The organism is Pseudoalteromonas nanhaiensis (assembly GCF_051235485.1).
GTDB lineage: Bacteria > Pseudomonadota > Gammaproteobacteria > Enterobacterales > Alteromonadaceae > Pseudoalteromonas > Pseudoalteromonas lipolytica_C.
On record NZ_JBPNYQ010000005.1, the window covers coordinates 29,916 to 51,361 of the forward strand.

A 21,446-nucleotide genomic window follows, 5' to 3' on the forward strand; every position below is an offset into this window, starting at 1 on the left:
TCATATCATAACCAACAATCTAAACACTGTCCCTTTTTTATTGTTGATATAATTACAGCCTGTTTAAAATAAAAAAGCGCACCGGGCAGGGTGCGCTTGAGGGGATCAATCCTGTGTAGCTAAAACAGTAGGATTAATTAGAAGCTTGGAGCATATCTCAGTGAAACACCGACTGAGCGGCCAATCACACTATAATCACTCACAGTGTTAAAGTGGTTTGCGCCTATTTCAGGTGTTGGTGGTTCACGGTCTAATAAGTTATCGACACCAAAGTTAACAGCAAGTTCCTCATTAACTTGCCATGCAGCGGCAAAGTCTAAGTAATTTTGTGCTGAAATTGTTTCTGAACGGTCAACAGCATACTCTACTTCACCAATTCTGCGCCAGCCAAGTTGGAAGTTCATGTTATCTAACTGCCAATCAATGCTTGCTCGGTGTTTGTAGTCAGCTTGTAAAACACTGGCAAAGTCACCCGAACAGGCACTGCCATAAGTTCCTTTACAGTCAACTTCAGGCACTGTACTGTTGTTTTGGCGCGTTTGTTTAGTAACAAAGTTACCTTGGTACGAGAATCTAAAACGACCACCCATTTGCTCTGGTGCATCAATGACATAATTTGCTGCAACGTCGATACCTTCTTGCTCAATTGCGGCTAAGTTAAAGTCATTAACGATAGCTGTGCTAATGAAACCGGTGTTTGGATCGCGAAGTACCGCTCCACACAATGGGTTGTTCGGGTTCGGGTCGTCAACATAACAGCTTTGTAGCGCAGCACCTGGCTGAATTTGGCTTACCGCATCTGTTACGCGAATACTGTAGTAATCGAGTGATAAGTCAAAGCCTTCTAAATAGCTAGGTGTGTAAACAATGCCTAATGTATCTGACTCGGCTTGCTCAGGCTTAATATTTGGGTTACCACCATAGGTATATTTTGCTGTACTTGAGTCGAACTCAGTGCCAACTGGCGGCGCACCAAACGCAGCACATTGGGTCGCATCACCGGTACCAAGTAAACATGGATCGCCGTTATAACGCCCTGCTAGTCGTGGTACAAATTGATCGCTATTTTGGTCAAATAATGATAACGATAGCGCTGTGATTGGGCTGGCAAACTCACCTAAGTTAGGTGCTCTAAACGCGGTTAAGCGGTTTGCACGAATACGAATATCGCTGTTAATTGCCCAGTTGATACCTAGTTTGTAGGTGTCTTCTGCTTCGGTATTTGAGTAATCAGAAATACGGTAGGCACCTTCAAAGCTAAGCTCTTCAGCAAAAGGTTTATCAACTAAGATAGGCACTAAAATTTCAGCGTAGAACTCTTCTGAGCTAAAGCTTGCATCCATATCAAATGCGCTGATAGACGCAAAGCTGGTACCGTTTCTAAATGCATCGCCCGGTGTTTGTTTACCGGTTTCTTTACGGTATTCATAACCGATTGCAAAATCGATAGCACCGGCTGGTAATTCAAATAAGAACCCAGAATCACCCGATAGTGTTGCTGAGATCACACTTTGAGTACGGTCGCGAGTGGTATAAAGCAGCGGATCGCTAAAGTCGCTGAAATCATGGTTGGGATCAAAAATATCCACTGAATTTGCAAGGGCTGCAAAGCGACTATTACCACTGTTATCATTGCGATACGCATTATTATAAATGGTGGCTACTTCGTCGGTTTTACCGTACTGACCATATACGTCATAGTATAGGTAGTCTGTTATATCACCTTTTAAACCTAGTTGAAATTGCATTGAATCACGTACCGCTTCGGTGTGTTGCACACCTAAACCTAGGTTACGTTCAACATTAACAAGGGCATTGCCTTCACTGTCAAACGTCAGTTGGTTGCGTAGTTCATCAGGAATATATGCATTGTCTTGCGTTAGGGTTACTTGCTCGTTAACAAAAATCGGTGTTTGGCCACTGGCACCAGCACCATTTACGGTCACTTTAGAATACATTGCGCGGCCATAAGCAATGGCACTGTCGCTGACATCAACGTCGAATAATAAGCCCGCAGAAAAACGGTCCATTGGTTGAGTTAAATAACGATCAGGAGTGAAATCAGCTGTTTGACGCTCACTTGTTACAGCACCAGAATCAGCAATACCGATACTATTGCCAGATGCAACGTCAGTATAATAACCACCGCTGTTGATCATGCTTGTTGAGTTTTCAAGCGCGTAGTCACGCTCGCCGGCTAATAGTTCTTTACGCTCAGTATAACCGATATAGCCAGTTACATGGCCGCTGCCATCGGCAATGTCACCGCCAAAAATAGCTTCAAAGTTAAGCTTTTCGTTACCGCCGTCGGCACTTTCGTAACTGGTTGAGAATTCAGCGCCAGTAAAATCATCGTCTAAAACAAAGTTAACAACACCAGCTACGGCATCGGCACCGTAAACCGCTGCTGCACCACCAGTTAATACATCAACGCGTTTAATTAATCCGGCAGGAATGGTATTTACGTCAACCGAGTTACGAAAACTAAATGGTACGGCGCGAGTACCGTCAATCAGCACCAATGTGCGGTTTTGGCCAAGGCCACGTAAATCAATGGTTGATGAGCCGAAAGAGTCACCCACTGTTGCACCTGTGCTGTTAGCACCTGCTGCAGCCTGTGGTAGTTTTGCGGTAATATCTTCAACGTTCACTGCGCGATCTAAGTGAATTTGTGCTTCATCAACACTTACGACAGGGCTGCTTGAAACCAGCTCAGTTCGTTGGATGCGTGAACCTGTAACAGTGATCACCTCAGGCTTTTTAACTTGTTCGGCGTCTTCTGCGTGGGCATAACTTATTACTGAACTTACAGCTAGAGCTAAAGGCGAGAGCAGCAATAGTGAGCGATGTCCGGTTGTTGTCTTTGCTTTCATGATGATTCCCTTGCGTTTTATCATTTAAATCAACGCAGGTTGGTTTACTACCTAGACCATTTAGTTAATTTAAAGAGTCATACTTTTTGTTATGATACGTCGTGTTCTCCTTTTGGGGAGAACACTGGTACAGTTTTAAAGCAATTTAAAAATCTTTGCAATAATTATTCTTTAAATCTATTATTTTAAAATATAAACTATTCCAAGTCGTCAACCCGCTTATTTACATCTAATAAGCTGATTTTAAGTGATTTATTTATGCATCAACATATTGAGAAACTGTATTTAAGCGCAAAAAAAGAAAAAAAATTAATTATTGGTCTGATGAGTGGTACCTCGTTAGATGGTCTTGATATCGCTCTATGCGAAGTATCAGGGCAGGGTATGAACACCCATGTAGAAGTATTAAAGTTTACCACCGTTGATTATGACGATGATTATAAAACGCGTGTAAAACGAGTGTTCGCCAAACGCGAGTGCGACCTTGAAGAAGTCACTTTACTCAACCCATGGATTGGCCAGTTACATGGTGAAATGGTCGCAAAAACGTTAGCCTCTTGGGGGGTCGAAAATGAGCAGATAGATGTGATTGCCAGTCATGGTCAAACAATTTATCACTGCCCTAAAAACCAACATAAGCGCCCAGAATATGACAATGCAACGCTACAAATTGGCGATAGCGATCACCTTGCAGTGACTGCTGGCATTACCACCATAGGTGATTTTAGACAAAAACACATAGCAGCGGGTGGTGAAGGTGCACCGCTTGCTGTATATGGTGATTATTTATACTTCACAAGTACCAGTGAAAACCGCATATTGTTAAACATGGGCGGCATTGCAAACTTAACCTACTTGCCAAAATCGGCTGATCCACGAGCGGTTTTTAGCTCTGATATTGGCCCAGGCAATACCATTATGGATGCCTATGTACAGCGTTACTTTGCACCCCTTCATTATGATAAAGATGCCGCTATTGCAACAAAAGGCGCGGTAAATGAAGCTTTACTCACTGCGCTGTGTGATGATGCATTTTTTGGTTTAGGGTTTCCAAAAACCACCGGGCCAGAAGTGTTCAATCTAGACTATTTAGCAGCGGCACAAGCACGTTCAAATACGCAAGCGTTATCGCACTTTGATGTTATGGCAACTTTAGTGCAGTTTTCAGGAGTCATGATTGCCAAGGCAATTAACCAATGCAGTGAAGGCTTAACTGATGTGGCTGTATACGCCAGTGGTGGTGGGGTTCATAATCCATTATTAATGAAGATTATTTTGGCTCATTGCCCAGAGCTTACTGTAATAAATAACACTGACTCGTTAGGTATAAATCCAGATGCAAAAGAGGCTGTGTTATTTGCTATTTTAGCGAACGAATGCTTGTCGGGTGGGCAACAACGCTTTGGTAATACCGAGCAAGGGATCCCCGATATTACCATGGGTAAAATTAGCTTTGCTGACTAGACCCTAAAAAAAAGCTAAAAAGGTTGCGCCAATATTGCTGATGTAACGGCGTAGACCTTGGTTTTTAGCTTGCTCGCTAGTTAAAAGCTCTGCTGATGTGCTTGCAGCAATGCTAACATCGAATTGGGCGCTGTCTTTAAGTGTTGCATGCATGCCATGCAGCATTAATTGCAGCACAAATTCGCCACTGTGCGTGACATTTTCTAAAGTAAGGCTGATCACGTGCTGTTCTAAATCGTGTTGTGTTAACGTGTACGCAGTAAAATAGGCAGACTCGCGGGCATCAGGGCGTGTTGCACTAATAGAGATCACATCACCTTCGTGAGCATCGTCAGGTAGCACACAACAAAATACAACACGCTTTTGCTCATTGGCAGCAAAATGCAATTGTTCATATTCCATAGTATGCGCAAGCGCTGCACATAAAGGGTCTTCATTAGAGGGGAGTGCAAACGAAAGTTGCACCAAGGCACTGTCCATTACTTGTTCATTACATTAGGTGATTAAATTAGCGCCAATTATGAATTAATTAAATTACAGATTTATGACTATTGTCATATTAAGTATTATTTATCGTAAAATCAGAACAAAGTTGAATGTTTAATTTATTTATTAAAACCTAAGTCTATTTATTTGATTGTTGTTGAACTCCTACAAAAGTTAAGAGAAAACAGTATTTCGTCCCCCTTCTTTTGCCTTATAAAGGTGTAAATCAACCCTTTTCGTGGCCTGCTCCGTTGTTTCGTTAGGTGCAATTTCAATGACACCCAGACTAACAGTAGCGCTTATTGATAATGAGGTATGCTCCTTTTCGGCAACAGAAAGCCTAATACGCTCAGCAATCTCCTGTGCATTTTCTAAAGATTGATTCTCAAGCACAATTAAAAACTCTTCGCCACCAACACGACCTACCCGGTCAGAGCAACGGACTGTGTGCACAATCGTATTGACTATGGATATGATTAATTCATCACCTATATCGTGACCGTATTGATCATTGACCGCTTTGAAATAATCAATATCGATAGAAATCAAAGAGCTGACTTGTTTATTGAGTTTGTTTTGCAGCATGACGCTTCGTTTTAAATTTAGAATAGCTCTTCGATTCGGTATGCCGGTAAGCTCATCTTTTAAAGCGAGTATTTCAAAATACTTTTTCTGGCGAACTTGTTTGAAGGTATAAATGGCGAATAGCAGTAAACATACGCAAGTTATCATCACCGTTAAGCCTTGCCAAAATGACTTATCTTCGGCTACTGCTAAAAGCTTTTGTTGTAGCTTTGACTCATGTTCTAAACGAGTAATTTCGCGGTTTTGTTGCTCATAGTTAAAGTTTAATCTGGCAGAAATAAGCATGTTATTTGCTAAAGCCTGCTGTTTTTTATTTATTAAATCGATTAATTGCCGCTGAGATGTTATTTGTAAGAAAGTATCTCCTGTTGCAGCGGCAAGCTGTGAGGTTAAATTTAAATAGCGCTCCTGTAAGCTCTCGGGCCAAGATTGTTGTTGCCCGGCTATCTTCTCATGAGATGTAACGGCTGCTTGCAACTGAGCTGTAGCCAAGTACCATTCTGATTTAGTGAAGTTGTAAAGAGTCAAAATCCAACTGTCATCAACAGAAAGTGTTTTTAGCTCAGTTAGATATGGCTCTGCCTGAGATAACCTGTTTAAATTTATATTGAGTTCTGTCAGCTTTATTAATATGTAAGCATAGCCATTATCACTTTCGAAACGACGAACATCTTTTTTAATCGACTCGTATAATTCAACCGCCTTTATTAAGTCGCCTTTTTCTTCATAAGCATACGCGAGTAAATCGAGTACCTTGTATTGCTCTTGCTCATTAAATTTCGATAGCGCTAACTTAGCACGCTGCAATTGTTCAATTGCAAGTTCATAGTTGTACAACGCTATGTGAATATCGGCGATTTCTTTTAATGCGAGTGCTTTTTCGTAGTCGTTACCTGCTTTTTCAAATAACTGATAAGCAGTTTTTGCAGAGTCGAATGCCTCTTGATAGTTGCCTTTAGCTAACTGAATTCGGTTAAGTACAATGTGAGCAGTAGCGATGGTTGATAATTGCTTAGGGGAGGTTGTTTTTTCTACTGATGTAGTGTTGATTATAGGCTTTAAGTGCTCAAGAGCTATTTGATAATGACCTTGTGTATACTCTTGATTTGCTTCACAGACAGCAAGCTCATGTTTTAAGGTAATATTATTTGCTTTTTGGATGATTGGCTTGGCTGTTTCTAGAAAATGTTTATATTCACTAAGCCCGCTAGGAGTAGATGTATTAGAAAACCAACATTTAAATGCCATTACATGCGCATCATCTTGCACATCTGCATAAGGTATTTGCTGCTCTAATCTAGCTAAAATTTCGACAGATTCAGAATATGTTGTATAACCGTGAAGAACACGGTTGATTTCACTCTGAACATCATTTGCAGCCACATTGGTTGCAAATAGCAATATGCACAATATCCTTATCATCTGATCATTACTCCATACAGCTACTCTGATACCAATCAATGATATTTTTTTATAATTGCAGCTAGCTTAGCATAATGAAATTGTTGCTTGTAAGATTTAATGTTGAAAAAATATAAATAATTTAATGCTTTAATCTGTTTTGATTTTCTTTCAAGCTTGAAAGTGGCTCAACTGAAAATTATGTAATTTTTTACCCAAATGGTATGGTTTTCAAAATAGTTTTAATCAAAAGGATTTATTTTTTCATGTTAAACAAAATATTACTTTGTAGTGCTTTTTTATTTTCTGTTACAGCACTGGCTGAAAGACCAGACTATTTTAATGATGAAATAGATAAAGAATATCGCGCGGTATTAAAGCACATGGATGAAATGATGCCGCAAACCGATTTAGAGCTTGCCTACTTACCCTCTTTTTATCCGTTTAGCATCTTTGATATTCATGCCACTAAATTTAAAAATGACAAAGATAAGCAAGCGTTCACTAACTTTAACTTAGGTGTGCTTGGTAGCCAGTTTTTAAATGTTAAAGAGCAAGTTGGAACAAAACTTCCAAATTTAGTTATTTGTAAAAAAGAAAAGTGTACTGAACAAAGACTTAAGTTAATTCGGTCATTTTTAGATGTATCGGAGGCAGAAATTTTGGCATTTAAAAATAGCCAAACTTTAAAACTTGTCCAGCAATCTGCGCCGCACGTGTACCGTGTTAACAATACTTTTTATTCTCCCACCCAATTAATAAGTTATACACCATCAAAATATGCTGGGTTTGTACCCTCTGCCGATTATAAAATTCTAAGCCCTGATGCAGAGCCAAACTTGATGGAGCTATCAGCTGATACACAAGAACTCAGAGATTTAATGGTTGAGTATAAGGTTGCAGCTATTACAAAAGATGAGTATGACAGCGTCAATGTGATCTTTGGTGGCCTTAGCGATAATCATTGGGGAGTAGTCCTTTTAGACAAATACACTATACCTAAAAGCGGTGATAGAAATGCTTTTGGCCTAGAGTACGACATAATAAAACCACTCTCTAAAACAAGCTTTTATTACCAAACAAATTAAAATTACTTTACCAATAAGCTGATGAATTAATTGGAATACACAATGAGGATGTTTGAAAATAGCCAATCAAAGCATCCTTGTTTTGTGTTTAAAAGTTTCACTTAGCAGTCTTTAGCAGGAAGAACCAGCAAACTTAAAATACAGCAACGAGTAATTGCGTTTGTTAAAGGCAATATAAAGGTCATTTCAAAAGTTAGTCATCTGATAAAGGTAAAGCATTTTTATCAGCGTAGTGATGGCAAAGCATCTATATTTTGGACACATCAAACCGGCAATGTTTGGCTAGATTAATGAAGAGCTTGCCATTTGATTGCGCGTATACAATAAAAATGATCCACGTCACTGCTACAGCAAGAAAGCATTTTGTGTTTCCAAATTTATGGCAGTAACTTGATTAGTGATAGCCTGATAAAACTTTTTTTATCAGGCTATCACTCAGGTATCAACAAATATGGTACTCACCCTGCGGTTTGCTGCTTGATACAAAATACTCAAGCTCTGATTTTAGCACTTCAATAATATCTGATGTAAAAGGGGTTCTTATTTCACCTGAATCTAGGTATCTAAGTAAATCGATTTCGTATCTAAGTGCAGACTCAATTGAGTAACTAATTGGGTAAGTTATTTTAAACTGTTTCTGGGAGCATAACTTATCGCTGCTGTTTATGTTCACATAGAAAGTTAGTTGTTCATCTTCTTCATGAAGATCACTGCAGCTACCTTGCTCACGTATGCAATTTAAAACAATATTTTTAATGAAAATATCAAATTCGTTCATTGTTGTTCCTTTAACTAAATCCCACTCCATGGTTCAAATTAATTTAGCAAAAAGATGTTAGGTTATCCAGTTGGTCTTACTTCTTTATTATTGTTTTATTGAGGATTTAGAAAATAAGTATTGCTAAATAATGGCTTAAGTTTTTTGTAGTGGGTTATTTGCTTAAAGAATTTCTTTTTTAAAAGTTAAATTGATGGTTGGGCGTTAGAACAGGTTTGTTTATTTTGCAGATGATTAACAAGTATTGAGTAGTTACTTTAATCGAGTTGCTGTAAATGAGGTGCGAAGGCTAGATGTAAACTATTAAGTGGCTATTTTAATAACCACTTAATAGAAAAATAATCGCTAAAAGGTCCAGTTTATGCCTAAATAGTAGCGACGGCCATTAGTCCACTCATTAACAAATATCTTATCTAAATGATTTTGGTAATAAGGTTTTAACTCTTCAACAGGAATACCACTTGCTTGCGATAAAATGGCAAAGGCCTCTTCTCCTGAGACAGAAGACTCAATAATATTGTTGCCATTTTCATCTTTAGCGACAACGCGATTGCCTGTTGCGACACCATCTTCGCCAATCTCGTCGATCCATTTCATTTTATTAATAACTGGGTCATTAACAATTTGTGATGTTTTTATGTATTGCACAACATTTTCATTGGTTAAGTTTGTTACTGCAAAGCTTGCTACTAAATTGTCTAGGATTTGATAGGTCGCTTTGAAGTCGAGTTGTTGGCGTGCATCAGTGTAACGAATACCGTCTGTAAAGCTGGCATTGGCGAATTCACTTCGATAGTTATATGACAACCGTGCCGAAAAAGTGTCATTTTCAAAATAAATAGATGCATTGAGGGTGTCTTGTGACTGTCCAAACATAGGTTCTGTTTGACTAACTGTTTGAGTATTAAACCCAGTAACTTCAAAGTACTCACGTTGAGACGGATCACTCAAATGAGTTTCTGTATCAGTCATATCAGCTATTTCATATGAAAAGGTTGAGGTGTTGAACTTTTGATCCGGCACATCTGTATAAGTGTAATTAATTAAGCCACCAAAACCATTACCGAAATCATGTTGTAACTGAAATTCAAGCCCTTTTACTTTTTGCTCACCTGTATTGAAGTAAGAACTAACAACGTAGTCTCCGTATATTGAGTAACCGTTATCATCTGTTTTCCCTTCATCCCCTAGGTAACTTAAGTCTTGAACTTGAGATGATGATCGCACCATATCTTTAATATCTTTTTGAAAGGCTGTAATGGCAAAAATAGATGACTCAGCAAAGTACCACTCTACGCCTACTTCAGAGTTGACTGATGAATATGAACCTAAGTTTGGATTACCAACCGATCCTCGGCGCTGCGAATCCATTGGTAGGCGCTCAGCATCTCCATTTGGCGTTAAATCTTGCTGTCTACCGTCAGTATAGAATCGGTAACGTTCGGTTACTAAGCTAAAGTTACTTCTGAGCTGAGTAAGGCTCGGATGAGAAATATTCTTTGACGCGGCGGCTCTTAGAACAAGATCGTCAGCAAGGTCATAAGCAATATTAAAACTTGGTAAATAGTCTTTAGTACTACTTTTTTGCACAAGCGGCGAATACTGATTAAAACCAGCAAGACCCGCGACATAATTTGGATCGGTTTCATCAATAGGGTATGAAAGAAGCTGACCATTTTCATCTTTTGCCACTTCATTACCGACAGATTCTCGTTGTGTGTCGACTACGCGAATACCTACATTACCTCTGAATTTTTCACCACTGAAGTTTGCCATTGCATAATAGGCTAGTAATTCTTCAGTTACTTTATAGGCTGATCCTGCCGATTCAGTTAAACCAGAACGACAGCCATAATAGTTTTCAGGGTTTGCTGAGTTTGCGATTGCATCTACACAAGCACCTTCATTCGGTGTGCCTTCTGAATTGAGTAATAAAAAGTGATCATTGAGCAATGAGTCACGTTTTGCTTGGTCGATATCAAAATATTCATTAGGTATATCATGACCCGCAGAGTCTAAGCCAGATACCGTACCACCTACAATTTGCTCTGCTAGAATGAGAGGGAATTCACTTGATTCATTTGCATAGCCATGAAAACGCGCTCCTTCTGTATAGTAGCGCTGTGTACGTTCTATATCGCGATACTTAGCGCCAAATTTGATGCTATCAATATAAAAGTCATTCTCGAAAGACCACGTAATATCTCCTTGCAGAAAATCTTCGGTGTTTTCACGGTAGCGAGCAGAGTTATTTAAGCCACCCGTTAGTAAATAAAACTCGTTAGTAGGCGCAAGCAAGAAGTTTTTAGCGCGCTGTTGTGCATCGATAAGCGCTTGCCCTGTTAGTGATGGGTCAGCCTCAAGCCCCCAATATACTTTGCCGGTATCGGGGTTATATCCATACCCTAAATTGACCCCTTCATAAGTTGGGATTTTTAAAGATGCATCGTCACCTGAGTAAAGCGTTTCGTAATCCCCATAACGACTGGCAAGTGTGGTTCCACGATCGAGTACGGTACTCTCTGCTTCTGTGTGACCAGCTTGAAACTTCATTACAAAGTCATCGTGTTCAAAATCAACAGTAAGATGGTAGCGATTTTGTTCAGTTTCGGTGCCACTTCTATCGTTTGAGTCGCGACGGATCATTTCACCCCATCGAATATCGCCATCGTAATAGTTGTTACCATCCCAGACCATGCCTGCACCGCGAACTAAATTTGTGCCATCAATAGGGTAGGTTGCTGATAAAACAATATCGCGTTCAGGATCCATCACGAGTCGGGGATCGATGCCAGGCACTTCGTTGCTATACAGCAGTTGTACAATACGGTGTGGTTGAGCATATAAATTGTCATTTTTATTATCTCGATCAGATTTATTCTGATTTATCTCTAGGTTTAAACTTAAGTTATCAATAGGTGCCCACTGAAAGTTTAAAGTTGTATCTAGGCGGCTTTCATTGGTTGAGAAAGCTGGCGCGTAGACCATGTTACCTAATGTTCTAGCAGGAGTTTGACCTAACCCTGCTTCTCTTCTGCTACCCCAAAAAAGCCCCCATACTGGGTCAATATAAGTTGGGTCTATCACTTCATCGAGTTGCCCCCAATTTTGTGTATAGTTGTTCCATACACCAGAGTTACTGGGATCTTCTGTTGGCCAATAAGCACCATTATTTGCGACTGCTTCTAAGTCACCGTAGGTATAACCATTTAACGCCATGTGACGTGTAATGATTAGGGCATGATTATTCATATGGCGCAGATTGATATCGCTGCTCGCACATGCTTCTGTTGGACACTCTATTGCATCTGTTTGTGCAAAGCCTGTGCTGATCGCGCCTTCATTACCAGCAATACCATCTGATTCAAAACCGGTACGAAATGCCTTGCGTTGTTGATGACTTACGCTAATTGAAGCGCCAAACTTTTTATTTTCAGAGACAAAGTTATAGGCTGTTGATACTTGTGGTGAATACTTCTTTGAAGAGTCGTTATACTCTGATTCAACATTAAAATACCCATAGCCATCTTCTTGTTCCAAAGGTTTTTTAGTATGTAATATGACGGTGCCGCCAATACCACCGGCATCAAGGTCGGCACGGGCTGATTTATGGACTTCAATTTTAGAAACACGCTCTGCTGGAATATTTGAAAAATCAAAGGCATTACTTTCTGATTGGCCTGGTAAATAGGATGCTGATTTGGCTGATTGACCATTAACTAGGGTATTGGTTAGTTCGGGTGACGTGCCACGAATAGACACTTTCGAGCCTTCACCAAATTGTCGCTCAATTTGTACCCCAGCCACACGTTGCAACGCTTCAGCCATATTTTTATCAGGGTTTTTGGCAATATCTTCTGTATTAATAGAATCAACAATAACATCTGAATATCGTTTGTTATTCAAGTTCTCACGCAAAGATGAGCGAATACCTGTTACTTGAATAACTTCGATTTCTTCATCTTTGAGATTTTTTTCTGAATTTTTATTTGTGGGTAAGTCCTTTTTCACCTCTTGTGAAAAGGTTGGCATTGACATACTTGCAGTCAATAGCATTGCTGACTGAACTGCAATGGTCATTTTAGATAAGCGAAGAGCTTTCATTTTGCACCTTTCAAATTTGTTATTATTTTAATCTGACTCGTTGTTACTGAGCATTAATAGCGAAACTAAGACCCTTAAAGGATCTTACTTTTTAATTACCAGTGACCGAAATACAACACCTATACAGTCGCTGCTTAAATTAAAATAGTACAAATATAGAACAGATCAAGAATATTTTATTATTTGTTTAATGTTTTTGGATTTTCTTTTGTTTTGTACCTAAAAACATTTAACTTTTTGTATTTAATTGAGTTTTTTCGTTTTGGGGACGAGGTGTTTTTTCTGGTGTTTATTTATACATGATCAATTAAAACAATTGGTTGAGCTTTTTGGGTGTCTTTGCTTTGAATATTTTATTCTTTATTTTCTTGTTTTTTATCCGCTGATATTGCTGTGCTGCGGCTTTAAACTGTCATTCACTTAATCAGTTGTTTTGTTTTTCGTTAATAGGCACACTGATAATCCAAATGGGTTTTATGCAGCAAGGTTTTGTAATGAAAAATGAGATAAAGCAACACATCGGCAGTGTTGCACTGGTGGTAAATGATTACGATGAAGCCATAGCCTTCTACATCGAAAAATTACAATTTACATTGATTGAAGATACCGATTTAGGCGAGGGAAAACGGTGGGTTTTAGTCTCGCCACCGGGTTCTAACGGTACACACCTGCTACTTGCAAAAGCCAGTAATCAACAGCAAATGCACGCTGTTGGTAATCAAACCGGTGGTCGAGTATTTTTGTTTTTACACAGCAATGACTTTTGGCGTGATTACAACAGCATGAAAAGTAAAGGTGTTGTATTTAATGAATCACCAAGGGAAGAGCCTTACGGTACCGTCGTGGTGTTTCAAGATTTATATGGCAACAAATGGGACTTGCTTGAGCTTAAACACCCTAAAGGTTAACAATGGCGCTAGGGGTTAAGTTCTCGGGCGCGCGAAACACGTTTCACGCTTACGTATAATCCGGCTCTATTCTAAATTTAAAATTTGACGGGCTAAAGCCCGACCTACAATATAGGTCGTCATTTATGGCGTCAAGGGGTGAGGTAGAAGCGCACCTCGATCCTCGCACCTCGTAACTTTCACCTTTCCCCTAGTAACTCGCTAACATACTCTCGTAAAAATAAAACCATAAACGCGATGTGAAATCGCTGCTACAGAATCAGGTCCATTTCAAATTTAAAATTTGACGGGCTAAAGCCCGACCTACAAGGTCGTCATTTATGGCGACAAGGGATGAGGTAGAAGCGCATCTCGCATCTCGCATCTCGCTCCTCGTAACTTTCCCCTTTCCCCTAGTAACTCGCTAGCTTTTTCCCTAGAAACTCGCTAACTTACTCTCGTAAAAATAAAACCATAAACGCGATGTGAAATCGCTGCTACACAATCAGGTTCAGACTAAATTTAAAATTTGACGGGCTAAAGCCCGACCTACAATGTAGGTCGTCATTTATGGCGACAAGGGATGAGGTAGGTGCACACCTCGATCCTCGTACCTCGTAACTTTCACCTTTCCCTAGTAACTCGCAACTACTCCTAGAGCTAGAGCCTAGCCGCTAGAATCTCCCCCCTCACAATCTCTGCGCCTTTACTTAGCGCACTGAGCTTGGCGCTTGCTATGTTGCGAGGGAGGGGAGCCATACCGCAATTTGTGCATGGATAAAGCTTATCGGCATCAACATATTTAAGCGCTTCACGTAATGTGTGTGCTACCTCGTCAGGGGTTTCAATTTCATTGCTTGCTACATCAATGGCGCCAACCATCACTTTTTTGCCGCGTATCAGTGCTAATAGCTCAATGGGTACGCGAGAGTTGTGGCACTCCAGCGAAATAATATCGATATTCGACTTTTGAAGCTTTGGGAATACTTCTTCGTATTGGCGCCATTCATTGCCCAGTGTTTGTTTCCAGTCAGTGTTGGCTTTGATGCCATAGCCGTAGCAAATGTGCACGGCGGTTTCGCACTTTAAGCCTTCGATTGCTCTTTCTAGGCACTTAATGCCCCAGTCATTAACATCATCGAAGAACACATTAAACGCAGGCTCATCAAATTGTATAATATCAACACCCGCGGCTTCGAGCTCTTTTGCCTCTTGATTGAGGATTTTGGCAAATTCCCACGCCAATTGTTCACGGCTTTGATAGTGCGCGTCGTACAAGGTGTCGATCATGGTCATAGGTCCTGGCAGTGCCCATTTTATAGGTTGCTTGGTCTGCGAACGTAAAAACTTGGCGTCTTCAACAAACACTGGTTTGCTGCGTGATACCGGGCCTATCACACTCGGTACACTGGCTTCGTAGCGATTACGAATGGTCACTGTTTTACGGTTTTCAAAATCAACGCCATTTAAGTGTTCGATAAAGGTGGTCACAAAGTGCTGGCGGGTTTGCTCGCCATCGCTCACGATATCAACGCCAGCTTGTTGTTGCTCTTGTAAGGCAACGCGTAGTGCGTCTTGTTTGCCGTCGGTAAGCTCTGCACCTTGTAACTTCCAAGGTGACCATAAGGTTTCAGGTTCAGCAAGCCAAGCAGGTTTTGGTAAACTGCCTGCTGTAGATGTCGGTAATAACTTTTTCATTTTTACTCTCATTAAATAGTGCAGTTAGCAGACCACTTCTCAAGTACTGATTGATAAGGCTTAATAAAGTGTTGTTCAGTAAATTTACCTTGTGCAACAGCCAGTTGGCTGCGCTCTTCACGGTCGTAAACGATTTGCGTGATAGAGTGATCGTTGTTTCTTAAATTTGGTTGATAGCAACTACCCGCCACGGCATTGGCGTTATAAATTTCTGGACGGTAGATTTTCTGAAATGTTTCCATGGTGCTAATCGTACTGATCAACTCTAAGTTGGTGTAATCATTCAGCAGGTCACCAAAGAAATAAAACGCCAGCGGAGCAACCGTGTTTGGTGGCATAAAATAGCGCACCTGTAAGCCCATTTTTTTAAAGTATTGCTCGGTCAATGAGGACTCATTCGGTTGATACTCAACACCTAAAATCGGGTGTTGGTTTTCAGTGCGATGATAGGTTTTATTATCAGAAACGCTTAAACAAATAACCGGTGGTTTTTTAAAGTGTTGTTTATAGGTTTCTGAATTTATAAAGCTTTTAAAAAGTTTGCCATGAAGATCACCAAAGTTATCTGGAATAGTAAACTCTGTTTTGTTTTTATTATGGTCAAGCAATAGCACGCTAAAGTCGTAATCACGTACATACGATGAAAAGTTATTACCAACAATTCCTTCGATACGTTCATTAGTTTGGTGATCAATGATGTTGGTTTTTAATACCTCAATAGATGGGAAAGCTTCAGCGCTCCCCGCAATTTCTAAATCAACCGAAATGATTTCAAGTTCTACTGAATAGCGGTTGCCTTGCGGGTTATCCCAATTTGCTAGTGCATTAAAGCGGCTATCAATCATTTTTAATGCATTACGCAAATTTTGTTGACGGCTTGCGCCTCGTGCCAAGTTAGCAAAGTTAGTTGTAATACGCGTGCTGTTAGATGGGTGATAGTTTTCGTCTAGCTTTAAACTTTTAACTGTATATTTAAAATCGTTGTTCATAGCAATGTGTCCATATTTCCTGAGATAAATGATTGCTGCTCACCTTCCTTAAATCGCTAGGTCATTAACTTTGAGGTGGCTTGGGTATCAATTTATACGTGCTTACTATCATGAAGAAAAACGTTTTTATTTCAGGTAAAACATGAGGCAGATTCATAAATATTTACTGTTTTAGTAAAACTTTTAGGAACGGATAGTGAAAAAATGCTTTTAAGTCATTTTGGACGTCTAGATTTCTAAATTAATTTATTGGAGTTGCAGTAATTTCATATAAAACGTGAGTAATATTCACTACTTAACAGTACTTTTGAGAGCAACCCCGTACTTTATTGTTGTTATACTCGGTTCCCTAAATCAACAATACAGACAAATACAATGAACGAATTAATCGTGCTTATTATTGCTTGCGCCGTACTTGGCAGCGGGGTTGGCTTTTTAGCTGGGCTATTAGGAATTGGTGGCGGTTTGGTGATTGTGCCCATATTAAGCATGATCTTGCTGCACTTTCAGGTGTTACCTGCTGAGCAAGTTGTGCTGGTGGCGATTGCTACATCGCTTGCCTCAATTCTGTTTACTTCAACCTCATCAGCTATCGCTCACCATAAAAATGGTAATGTGCCTTGGCAATTGGCTCCGTGGGTGATGACAGGGGTTGCACTAGGCGCACTTATCAGTGGTTTTTTGGCTTCGCTATTACCGGCAAATGTGGTGCGAATAGTGTTTGCTGTGAGTGTGGTGCTTATTGCATTAAAAATGATTTTCAGCAGTAAAAACGACAGCCAAACATCACGCTCGCTTCCTAATAAAGGGCTTTTAACGCTTTACACAAGCATCACAGGGGGGCTTTCTGCCATGATAGGCATTGGCGGTGGTGCGGTACTTGTGCCGTTACTGACGTTTTTCTCGGTCGATATGAAAAAAGCTATTGGCTGTGCTTCGGCGTGCGGTATTGTCATTGCGCTATTTGGCTCAGTGGGTTACATCAGTTCTGGCAGTCAGTACTTTACATTAAAAGAAGGCTTTGCTGGTTTTGTTTATTTGCCTGCCTTGTTTGGTATTGTTTGTACTTCGTGGTTTACCGCGCCATTAGGTGCAAAAGCAACGCATCATTTGCCTGTCTCTACCATCAAAAAAATCTTTGCAGGGCTGCTGGTTATTATGGCTGTGAATATGCTTATAAAGTAGTTTTAACGATTAAATCTACTTTGCGATTTATTTAAAGTTAGCAGTGCTCTTTAAACCAACACTCAAAGAACTCTATAAACGCTTTCACTTGCCGAGGTTGAAATTGCCTGCTTGGATATATCACCTGTAGGCCGACACTTTTTTTATCGCTGTGGCTAAAGCCTCGAACATACTCATCTAGTATCAAAATAAGGTCGCCTGTTTTGAGGTCATTTTTGATATCAATGTATGATTTTAAGGCTATGCCATGGCCTTGATTTGCCCAGCGTCTTACCACCTCACCGTCTGAGCATGAAAGGTGGGGAGCTACTTTAATAGAAAAGTGCGTGTTATCTACCTCAAAATGCCAGTCATTTAGCGGTTGCCCAAGTCGCTCAAGTACAAGGCAACGATGATTTTTTAAATCTTCGGGATGCCTTGGCAAGCCAAACGATTCTATATAGCTAGGTGAGGCGCAAAGCACACGGCGGTTATTACATAGCGGGCGGCTAATCAAGTTACTATCAGGCAAATTGCCGAATCTAAATGCCAGATCAATACCTTCCTCAACAATATTGGTAACCCCATCTGTCAGTACTAAATGCGGTTTAACATTTGGGTGGTTATTGATGAATTCTGCTAATGCGGGTGCAACAAACTGGCGACCAAAGTCAGATGTTGCAGAGAGTTTCAGCTGGCCTCTTAGGCTTTGTTGCGACTCTTGAAGTATGTTTTCAGTGTTTTCGACTTCTGCTAATACTCTTAAACAGCCACTATAAAAACGTTCGCCTGCATCTGTTAAGGCAATACTGCGCGTATTACGCGTTAATAATCGCGTATCGTAACTTTGTTCAATTTTATTAATTCGTGCTGTCATGCTTGCAGGCGAAAGCCCCAATTTTCTTCCCGCAGCGGCTAAACCTCCCGCTTTTACAACGTGAACAAAAAGCGCCATATCATCAATTTTTGACATTATTCTTCAGTTTTAATGAATACTGATTTAACTTTAAGGTTAATTATCAGTTTAGTCAAAATAGTTAAACTCATTTCATCACTTGAAGGAGATAGAAATGCAGTTTAACCACGCTCTGCTTTTAGCAACAAACATCCAGCACATGGCTCAGTTTTTAGAGTCTTCGTTAGGCCTTAAAAAGGGGCCAAGGCCAGCATTTGATTTTGATGGTGTTTGGTTATATGACGACTTGGATACGCCATGCATTCATATAGCAGCTAAGTTTGGGATAAATGAATCGCAGTCTGATTACTTAACCCAAGCTTCGGTATCAACAAATGTAAAGGGCTTATCAACAGTTGACCACCTTGCTTTTTTTGCAACTGATTATCCAGAAGTTAAAGCACGGCTAGAAGCAACTTCAATACCATTCGTTGAGCGGGAAGTGCCGGCAGCGAATGAGCATCAAGTGTTCATTCAAGGGCCTGATGGCTTAAAAATAGAAATTTTATTTACACGCAGTGAGCTTATTTAAAAGGTACACATATGAAAAGTAGAGTATTTAATACAGGCCAAATTGGTCATCATAAAACCGCAAATAAAATAGTGATGGCTCCTATGACCCGTTCACGTACGGCTCAACCTGGCGATATTCCGACAAGTTTAATGGCAGAATATTATGCGCAGCGAGCCAGTGCAGGTTTTATTGTCTCAGAGGCAACGCAAATTTCAGCACAAGGAAAGGGCTACTCATTTACTCCCGGGATTTATACTGAAGAGCAAATCAACGGATGGCGGAAAGTAACGCAGGCTGTTCATCAGCAAAATGGACTCATTTTTTCTCAGCTGTGGCATGTTGGCAGAATGTCGCATAGCGTCTTTCATCCAGACGGCTTGCCGGTTGCGCCAAGTGCTATTGCTCCAAATGCGCAAGTGTGGGTGGTTGATGAAAATGGCGAAGGGAATATGCTTGATTGCCCTACACCACGAGAATTATCGACCAGTGAAATTAAGAGCATTGTTGAAGACTATAAACAAGCTGCTTTGAATGCGATTGCAGCAGGGTTTGATGGTGTTGAGGTACATGCAGGCAATGGCTATTTAATAGATCAATTTCTAAGGCAAACATCAAACAAACGTACCGATGAATACGGCGGTAATATTGAAAATAGAGCAAAGTTCGCGCTGCAAATCATTACCGGCATTAGCCAAGCTATCGGCCCTGAAAGAACGGCTATTCGATTAGCACCTTTTATTACACAAAGAGGCATGGATGATCCGCAAGCAATCGATGCCATTTTATATTTAGCTAAAAAGTTTGATGAACTTGGCATTGCTTATCTGCATTTAGCAGAAGCTGATTGGGATGATGCTCCCATCGTAACAGATGAGTTTAGAGTTAAATTACGTGAAAGCTTTGGTGGCAAAATAGTGGTTGCAGGAAATTACACATTAACAAAGGCCGATAAACTAATTGCTGAAGGCTTAGTTGACTATGTTGCGTTTGGCAGAAAGTTTATTGCAAACCCAGATTTACCTTATCGCTTAGAGCACAATTTACCTCTAAATGAAATATCAGATCCTACTACTTTATTTGGTGGTGATGAGCGCGGTTACACAGACTACACAGCATACCAAGGGAATAATTGATGAAATTTTTAAAGCCAATTTTAATTGCTTCAGGGGTTGTTTTTAGTTGCTTAGGTGTAGTGCAAGCGAAGGGAGCAACACCTGCATTTTGGCCTGATGATGCTCAACTTGTGATCTCTATTTCGATGCAGTTTGAGGCAACAGCGCAAGACCCATCAGATCCTGGCCCGTTTCCACCGCAAGAGCTGGGTTATCCTGACACTATTTCGCCTTCTTGGTACCAGTATGGCATGAATGAAGGCATACCTAGACTGCTAGACTTATGGGATAAGCATCAAATTAAAGTAACCTCTCATATGGTTGGCCGAGCTGTTGAATTAAATCCTGAATTAGCAAAAGAAGTCGTTCGGCGCGGGCATGAAGCATCAGGGCACGGACAAACATGGACCCCTCAATACTCTATGAGTGAAGAGCAAGAGCGACAGTCATACATAAAAAGTGCAAATATCATTGAAAAAGTAACAGGGCAACGGCCTGTGGGGTTTAACGCTTTTTGGATGAGGCACTCAAAAAACACACTCAAAATCCTTAAAGAATTAGGTTTTATTTATCATATAGACGATTTATCTCGTGATGAGCCATCGCTAACCCCCGTTGGAAGTGACGACATTGTTGTTGTTCCATACACTTATAGAAACAACGATATAGTTCGCTACACTGGCAGCACAGCCATGACTGGTAAAGCGTATTTACAAGAGCTTAAGGACGAGTTTGATGTGCTCTACGAAGAGGGCAAACAACGCAGAAGAATGATGTCTATCAGTGCTCACGATAGATTAGCGGGCACTCCAGCCAGAGTGAAAGCGTTGGATGACTTTATAACCTATGCAAAGCAGCACAAGAGGGTTAAGTTTATGCGTAAAGATGACATAGCAAAATGGATTTTACGCCAAGACAAAGTGCCAAAAAACTCACCCCGAACTTTTGAAAAGGATTTGTTATGAAATACACGGTAACCTTTATTGCATTACTTTTATCTGGCTGTGCCTCACAGCAGCAAATGGGTGAGTTTGAGGATGTAGTGACCGCAGAACATCACTGCCCAGGGGAAATAGATCGAAGCTATAACACCACGATTTATAGCTCAGACGAACCAGAAAAAATTGGCAAAACTGAAGTCACTACGCGTTGCACTCCAGTTAAAACAGAAACTGAATTTGAAAGAGACTTAAGGGAGCATCAGTAACTTCTTAAAAGTCCTCAAAATAAGTTTGCTAAGGCTGCAACTATTAAAGCAGCCTTTTAAAAAATCACCCAAGCCTAAGCAAGTAAATAGCCAGATAAACCATCATTACCTCACTTATAACTCTCACTAAGAGTCAGCATT

The 21,446-nt window shown here is 40.3% G+C and carries 16 protein-coding genes; 8 read left to right on the forward strand and 8 right to left on the reverse strand.

Translation table 11 applies throughout. The annotated features are described in order from the left end of the window. Positions 1 to 137 precede the first annotated feature (137 nt). Positions 138 to 2,873 (reverse strand): TonB-dependent receptor domain-containing protein, encoded by a 2,736-nt coding sequence (locus ACSFVZ_RS06620; RefSeq protein WP_295508577.1) that lies wholly within the window; start codon positions 2,871 to 2,873, stop codon positions 138 to 140. 258 nt (positions 2,874 to 3,131) lie between these two features. On the opposite strand from ACSFVZ_RS06620, the gene ACSFVZ_RS06625 reads away from it, so the two are divergent. Next, complete coding sequence (locus ACSFVZ_RS06625) at positions 3,132 to 4,337, forward strand: anhydro-N-acetylmuramic acid kinase (protein WP_235382955.1); 1,206 nt, start codon at positions 3,132 to 3,134, stop codon at positions 4,335 to 4,337. Positions 4,338 to 4,340: 3 nt separating this feature from the next. Here the strand turns inward: ACSFVZ_RS06625 and ACSFVZ_RS06630 are convergent, their stop codons facing one another. Continuing rightward, positions 4,341 to 4,817 (reverse strand): hypothetical protein, encoded by a 477-nt coding sequence (locus ACSFVZ_RS06630; protein ID WP_135926760.1) that lies wholly within the window; start codon positions 4,815 to 4,817, stop codon positions 4,341 to 4,343. Positions 4,818 to 4,997: 180 nt separating this feature from the next. Beyond that, positions 4,998 to 6,830: a GGDEF domain-containing protein gene (locus tag ACSFVZ_RS06635; protein ID WP_435558436.1), complete on the reverse strand. Its 1,833-nt coding sequence runs from the start codon at positions 6,828 to 6,830 to the stop codon at positions 4,998 to 5,000. Between the two features lie 203 nt (positions 6,831 to 7,033). Here ACSFVZ_RS06635 and ACSFVZ_RS06640 point away from each other — a divergent pair, with 203 nt between their 5' ends. Next, positions 7,034 to 7,897: a hypothetical protein gene (locus tag ACSFVZ_RS06640; RefSeq protein ID WP_240704566.1), complete on the forward strand. Its 864-nt coding sequence runs from the start codon at positions 7,034 to 7,036 to the stop codon at positions 7,895 to 7,897. Positions 7,898 to 8,339: 442 nt separating this feature from the next. Here ACSFVZ_RS06640 and ACSFVZ_RS06645 read toward each other — a convergent pair whose 3' ends face one another. Both ACSFVZ_RS06645 and ACSFVZ_RS06650 read right to left on the reverse strand, forming a co-directional pair. Beyond that, positions 8,340 to 8,675 (reverse strand): hypothetical protein, encoded by a 336-nt coding sequence (locus tag ACSFVZ_RS06645; protein WP_138558180.1) that lies wholly within the window; start codon positions 8,673 to 8,675, stop codon positions 8,340 to 8,342. Between the two features lie 345 nt (positions 8,676 to 9,020). Then, entirely contained in the window at positions 9,021 to 12,779 is a 3,759-nt protein-coding gene (locus ACSFVZ_RS06650) for a TonB-dependent receptor (RefSeq protein ID WP_235382958.1), read from the reverse strand. Positions 12,780 to 13,273: 494 nt separating this feature from the next. Between ACSFVZ_RS06650 and ACSFVZ_RS06655 the strand changes: the two genes are divergently transcribed. Next, positions 13,274 to 13,687, forward strand: coding sequence for a VOC family protein (locus ACSFVZ_RS06655; protein WP_435558439.1), 414 nt, complete (start codon positions 13,274 to 13,276; stop codon positions 13,685 to 13,687). 639 nt (positions 13,688 to 14,326) lie between these two features. Here ACSFVZ_RS06655 and ACSFVZ_RS06660 read toward each other — a convergent pair. Beyond that, positions 14,327 to 15,364: a methionine synthase gene (locus tag ACSFVZ_RS06660; RefSeq protein ID WP_235382959.1), complete on the reverse strand. Its 1,038-nt coding sequence runs from the start codon at positions 15,362 to 15,364 to the stop codon at positions 14,327 to 14,329. Between the two features lie 11 nt (positions 15,365 to 15,375). Further along, on the reverse strand, positions 15,376 to 16,353 hold the full coding sequence (locus ACSFVZ_RS06665; protein WP_199527481.1) for a DUF1852 domain-containing protein: 978 nt from the start codon (positions 16,351 to 16,353) through the stop codon (positions 15,376 to 15,378). Between the two features lie 375 nt (positions 16,354 to 16,728). On the opposite strand from ACSFVZ_RS06665, the gene ACSFVZ_RS06670 reads away from it, so the two are divergent. Then, positions 16,729 to 17,538, forward strand: a complete 810-nt coding sequence (locus tag ACSFVZ_RS06670; protein ID WP_435558441.1) for a sulfite exporter TauE/SafE family protein — start codon at positions 16,729 to 16,731, stop codon at positions 17,536 to 17,538. 37 nt (positions 17,539 to 17,575) lie between these two features. Here the strand turns inward: ACSFVZ_RS06670 and ACSFVZ_RS06675 are convergent, their stop codons facing one another. Then, positions 17,576 to 18,490 (reverse strand): LysR family transcriptional regulator, encoded by a 915-nt coding sequence (locus ACSFVZ_RS06675; protein ID WP_435558442.1) that lies wholly within the window; start codon positions 18,488 to 18,490, stop codon positions 17,576 to 17,578. Between the two features lie 97 nt (positions 18,491 to 18,587). Between ACSFVZ_RS06675 and ACSFVZ_RS06680 the strand changes: the two genes are divergently transcribed. Genes ACSFVZ_RS06680 through ACSFVZ_RS06695 form a run of 4 tightly spaced genes read left to right on the forward strand, consistent with a single transcriptional unit; the run spans position 18,588 to position 21,305 of the window. Continuing rightward, entirely contained in the window at positions 18,588 to 19,004 is a 417-nt protein-coding gene (locus ACSFVZ_RS06680) for a VOC family protein (protein WP_138558273.1), read from the forward strand. Between the two features lie 11 nt (positions 19,005 to 19,015). Continuing rightward, on the forward strand, positions 19,016 to 20,119 hold the full coding sequence (locus ACSFVZ_RS06685; protein WP_435558443.1) for an alkene reductase: 1,104 nt from the start codon (positions 19,016 to 19,018) through the stop codon (positions 20,117 to 20,119). Next, positions 20,119 to 21,063 carry a polysaccharide deacetylase family protein gene (locus ACSFVZ_RS06690; protein ID WP_435558444.1) on the forward strand — a complete coding sequence of 315 codons (945 nt, stop codon included), beginning with the start codon at positions 20,119 to 20,121 and terminating at the stop codon, positions 21,061 to 21,063. Before ACSFVZ_RS06685 ends, ACSFVZ_RS06690 begins: the two co-directional genes overlap by 1 nt. Next, positions 21,060 to 21,305, forward strand: coding sequence for a hypothetical protein (locus tag ACSFVZ_RS06695; protein WP_435558445.1), 246 nt, complete (start codon positions 21,060 to 21,062; stop codon positions 21,303 to 21,305). The genes ACSFVZ_RS06690 and ACSFVZ_RS06695 overlap by 4 nt, the downstream gene beginning before the upstream one ends. Positions 21,306 to 21,446 lie beyond the last annotated feature (141 nt).

What these genes read in the sequence shown, in the direction of transcription:
- ACSFVZ_RS06620 (WP_295508577.1), bottom strand. Translation starts at nt 2,873, where the DNA reads ATGAAAGCAAAGACAACAACCGGACATCGCTCACTATTGCTGCTCTCG.
- ACSFVZ_RS06625 (WP_235382955.1), top strand. Translation starts at nt 3,132, where the DNA reads ATGCATCAACATATTGAGAAACTGTATTTAAGCGCAAAAAAAGAAAAA.
- ACSFVZ_RS06630 (WP_135926760.1), bottom strand. Translation starts at nt 4,817, where the DNA reads ATGGACAGTGCCTTGGTGCAACTTTCGTTTGCACTCCCCTCTAATGAA.
- ACSFVZ_RS06635 (WP_435558436.1), bottom strand. Translation starts at nt 6,830, where the DNA reads ATGATAAGGATATTGTGCATATTGCTATTTGCAACCAATGTGGCTGCA.
- ACSFVZ_RS06640 (WP_240704566.1), top strand. Translation starts at nt 7,034, where the DNA reads ATGGTTTTCAAAATAGTTTTAATCAAAAGGATTTATTTTTTCATGTTA.
- ACSFVZ_RS06645 (WP_138558180.1), bottom strand. Translation starts at nt 8,675, where the DNA reads ATGAACGAATTTGATATTTTCATTAAAAATATTGTTTTAAATTGCATA.
- ACSFVZ_RS06650 (WP_235382958.1), bottom strand. Translation starts at nt 12,779, where the DNA reads ATGAAAGCTCTTCGCTTATCTAAAATGACCATTGCAGTTCAGTCAGCA.
- ACSFVZ_RS06655 (WP_435558439.1), top strand. Translation starts at nt 13,274, where the DNA reads ATGAAAAATGAGATAAAGCAACACATCGGCAGTGTTGCACTGGTGGTA.
- ACSFVZ_RS06660 (WP_235382959.1), bottom strand. Translation starts at nt 15,364, where the DNA reads ATGAAAAAGTTATTACCGACATCTACAGCAGGCAGTTTACCAAAACCT.
- ACSFVZ_RS06665 (WP_199527481.1), bottom strand. Translation starts at nt 16,353, where the DNA reads ATGAACAACGATTTTAAATATACAGTTAAAAGTTTAAAGCTAGACGAA.
- ACSFVZ_RS06670 (WP_435558441.1), top strand. Translation starts at nt 16,729, where the DNA reads ATGAACGAATTAATCGTGCTTATTATTGCTTGCGCCGTACTTGGCAGC.
- ACSFVZ_RS06675 (WP_435558442.1), bottom strand. Translation starts at nt 18,490, where the DNA reads ATGTCAAAAATTGATGATATGGCGCTTTTTGTTCACGTTGTAAAAGCG.
- ACSFVZ_RS06680 (WP_138558273.1), top strand. Translation starts at nt 18,588, where the DNA reads ATGCAGTTTAACCACGCTCTGCTTTTAGCAACAAACATCCAGCACATG.
- ACSFVZ_RS06685 (WP_435558443.1), top strand. Translation starts at nt 19,016, where the DNA reads ATGAAAAGTAGAGTATTTAATACAGGCCAAATTGGTCATCATAAAACC.
- ACSFVZ_RS06690 (WP_435558444.1), top strand. Translation starts at nt 20,119, where the DNA reads ATGAAATTTTTAAAGCCAATTTTAATTGCTTCAGGGGTTGTTTTTAGT.
- ACSFVZ_RS06695 (WP_435558445.1), top strand. Translation starts at nt 21,060, where the DNA reads ATGAAATACACGGTAACCTTTATTGCATTACTTTTATCTGGCTGTGCC.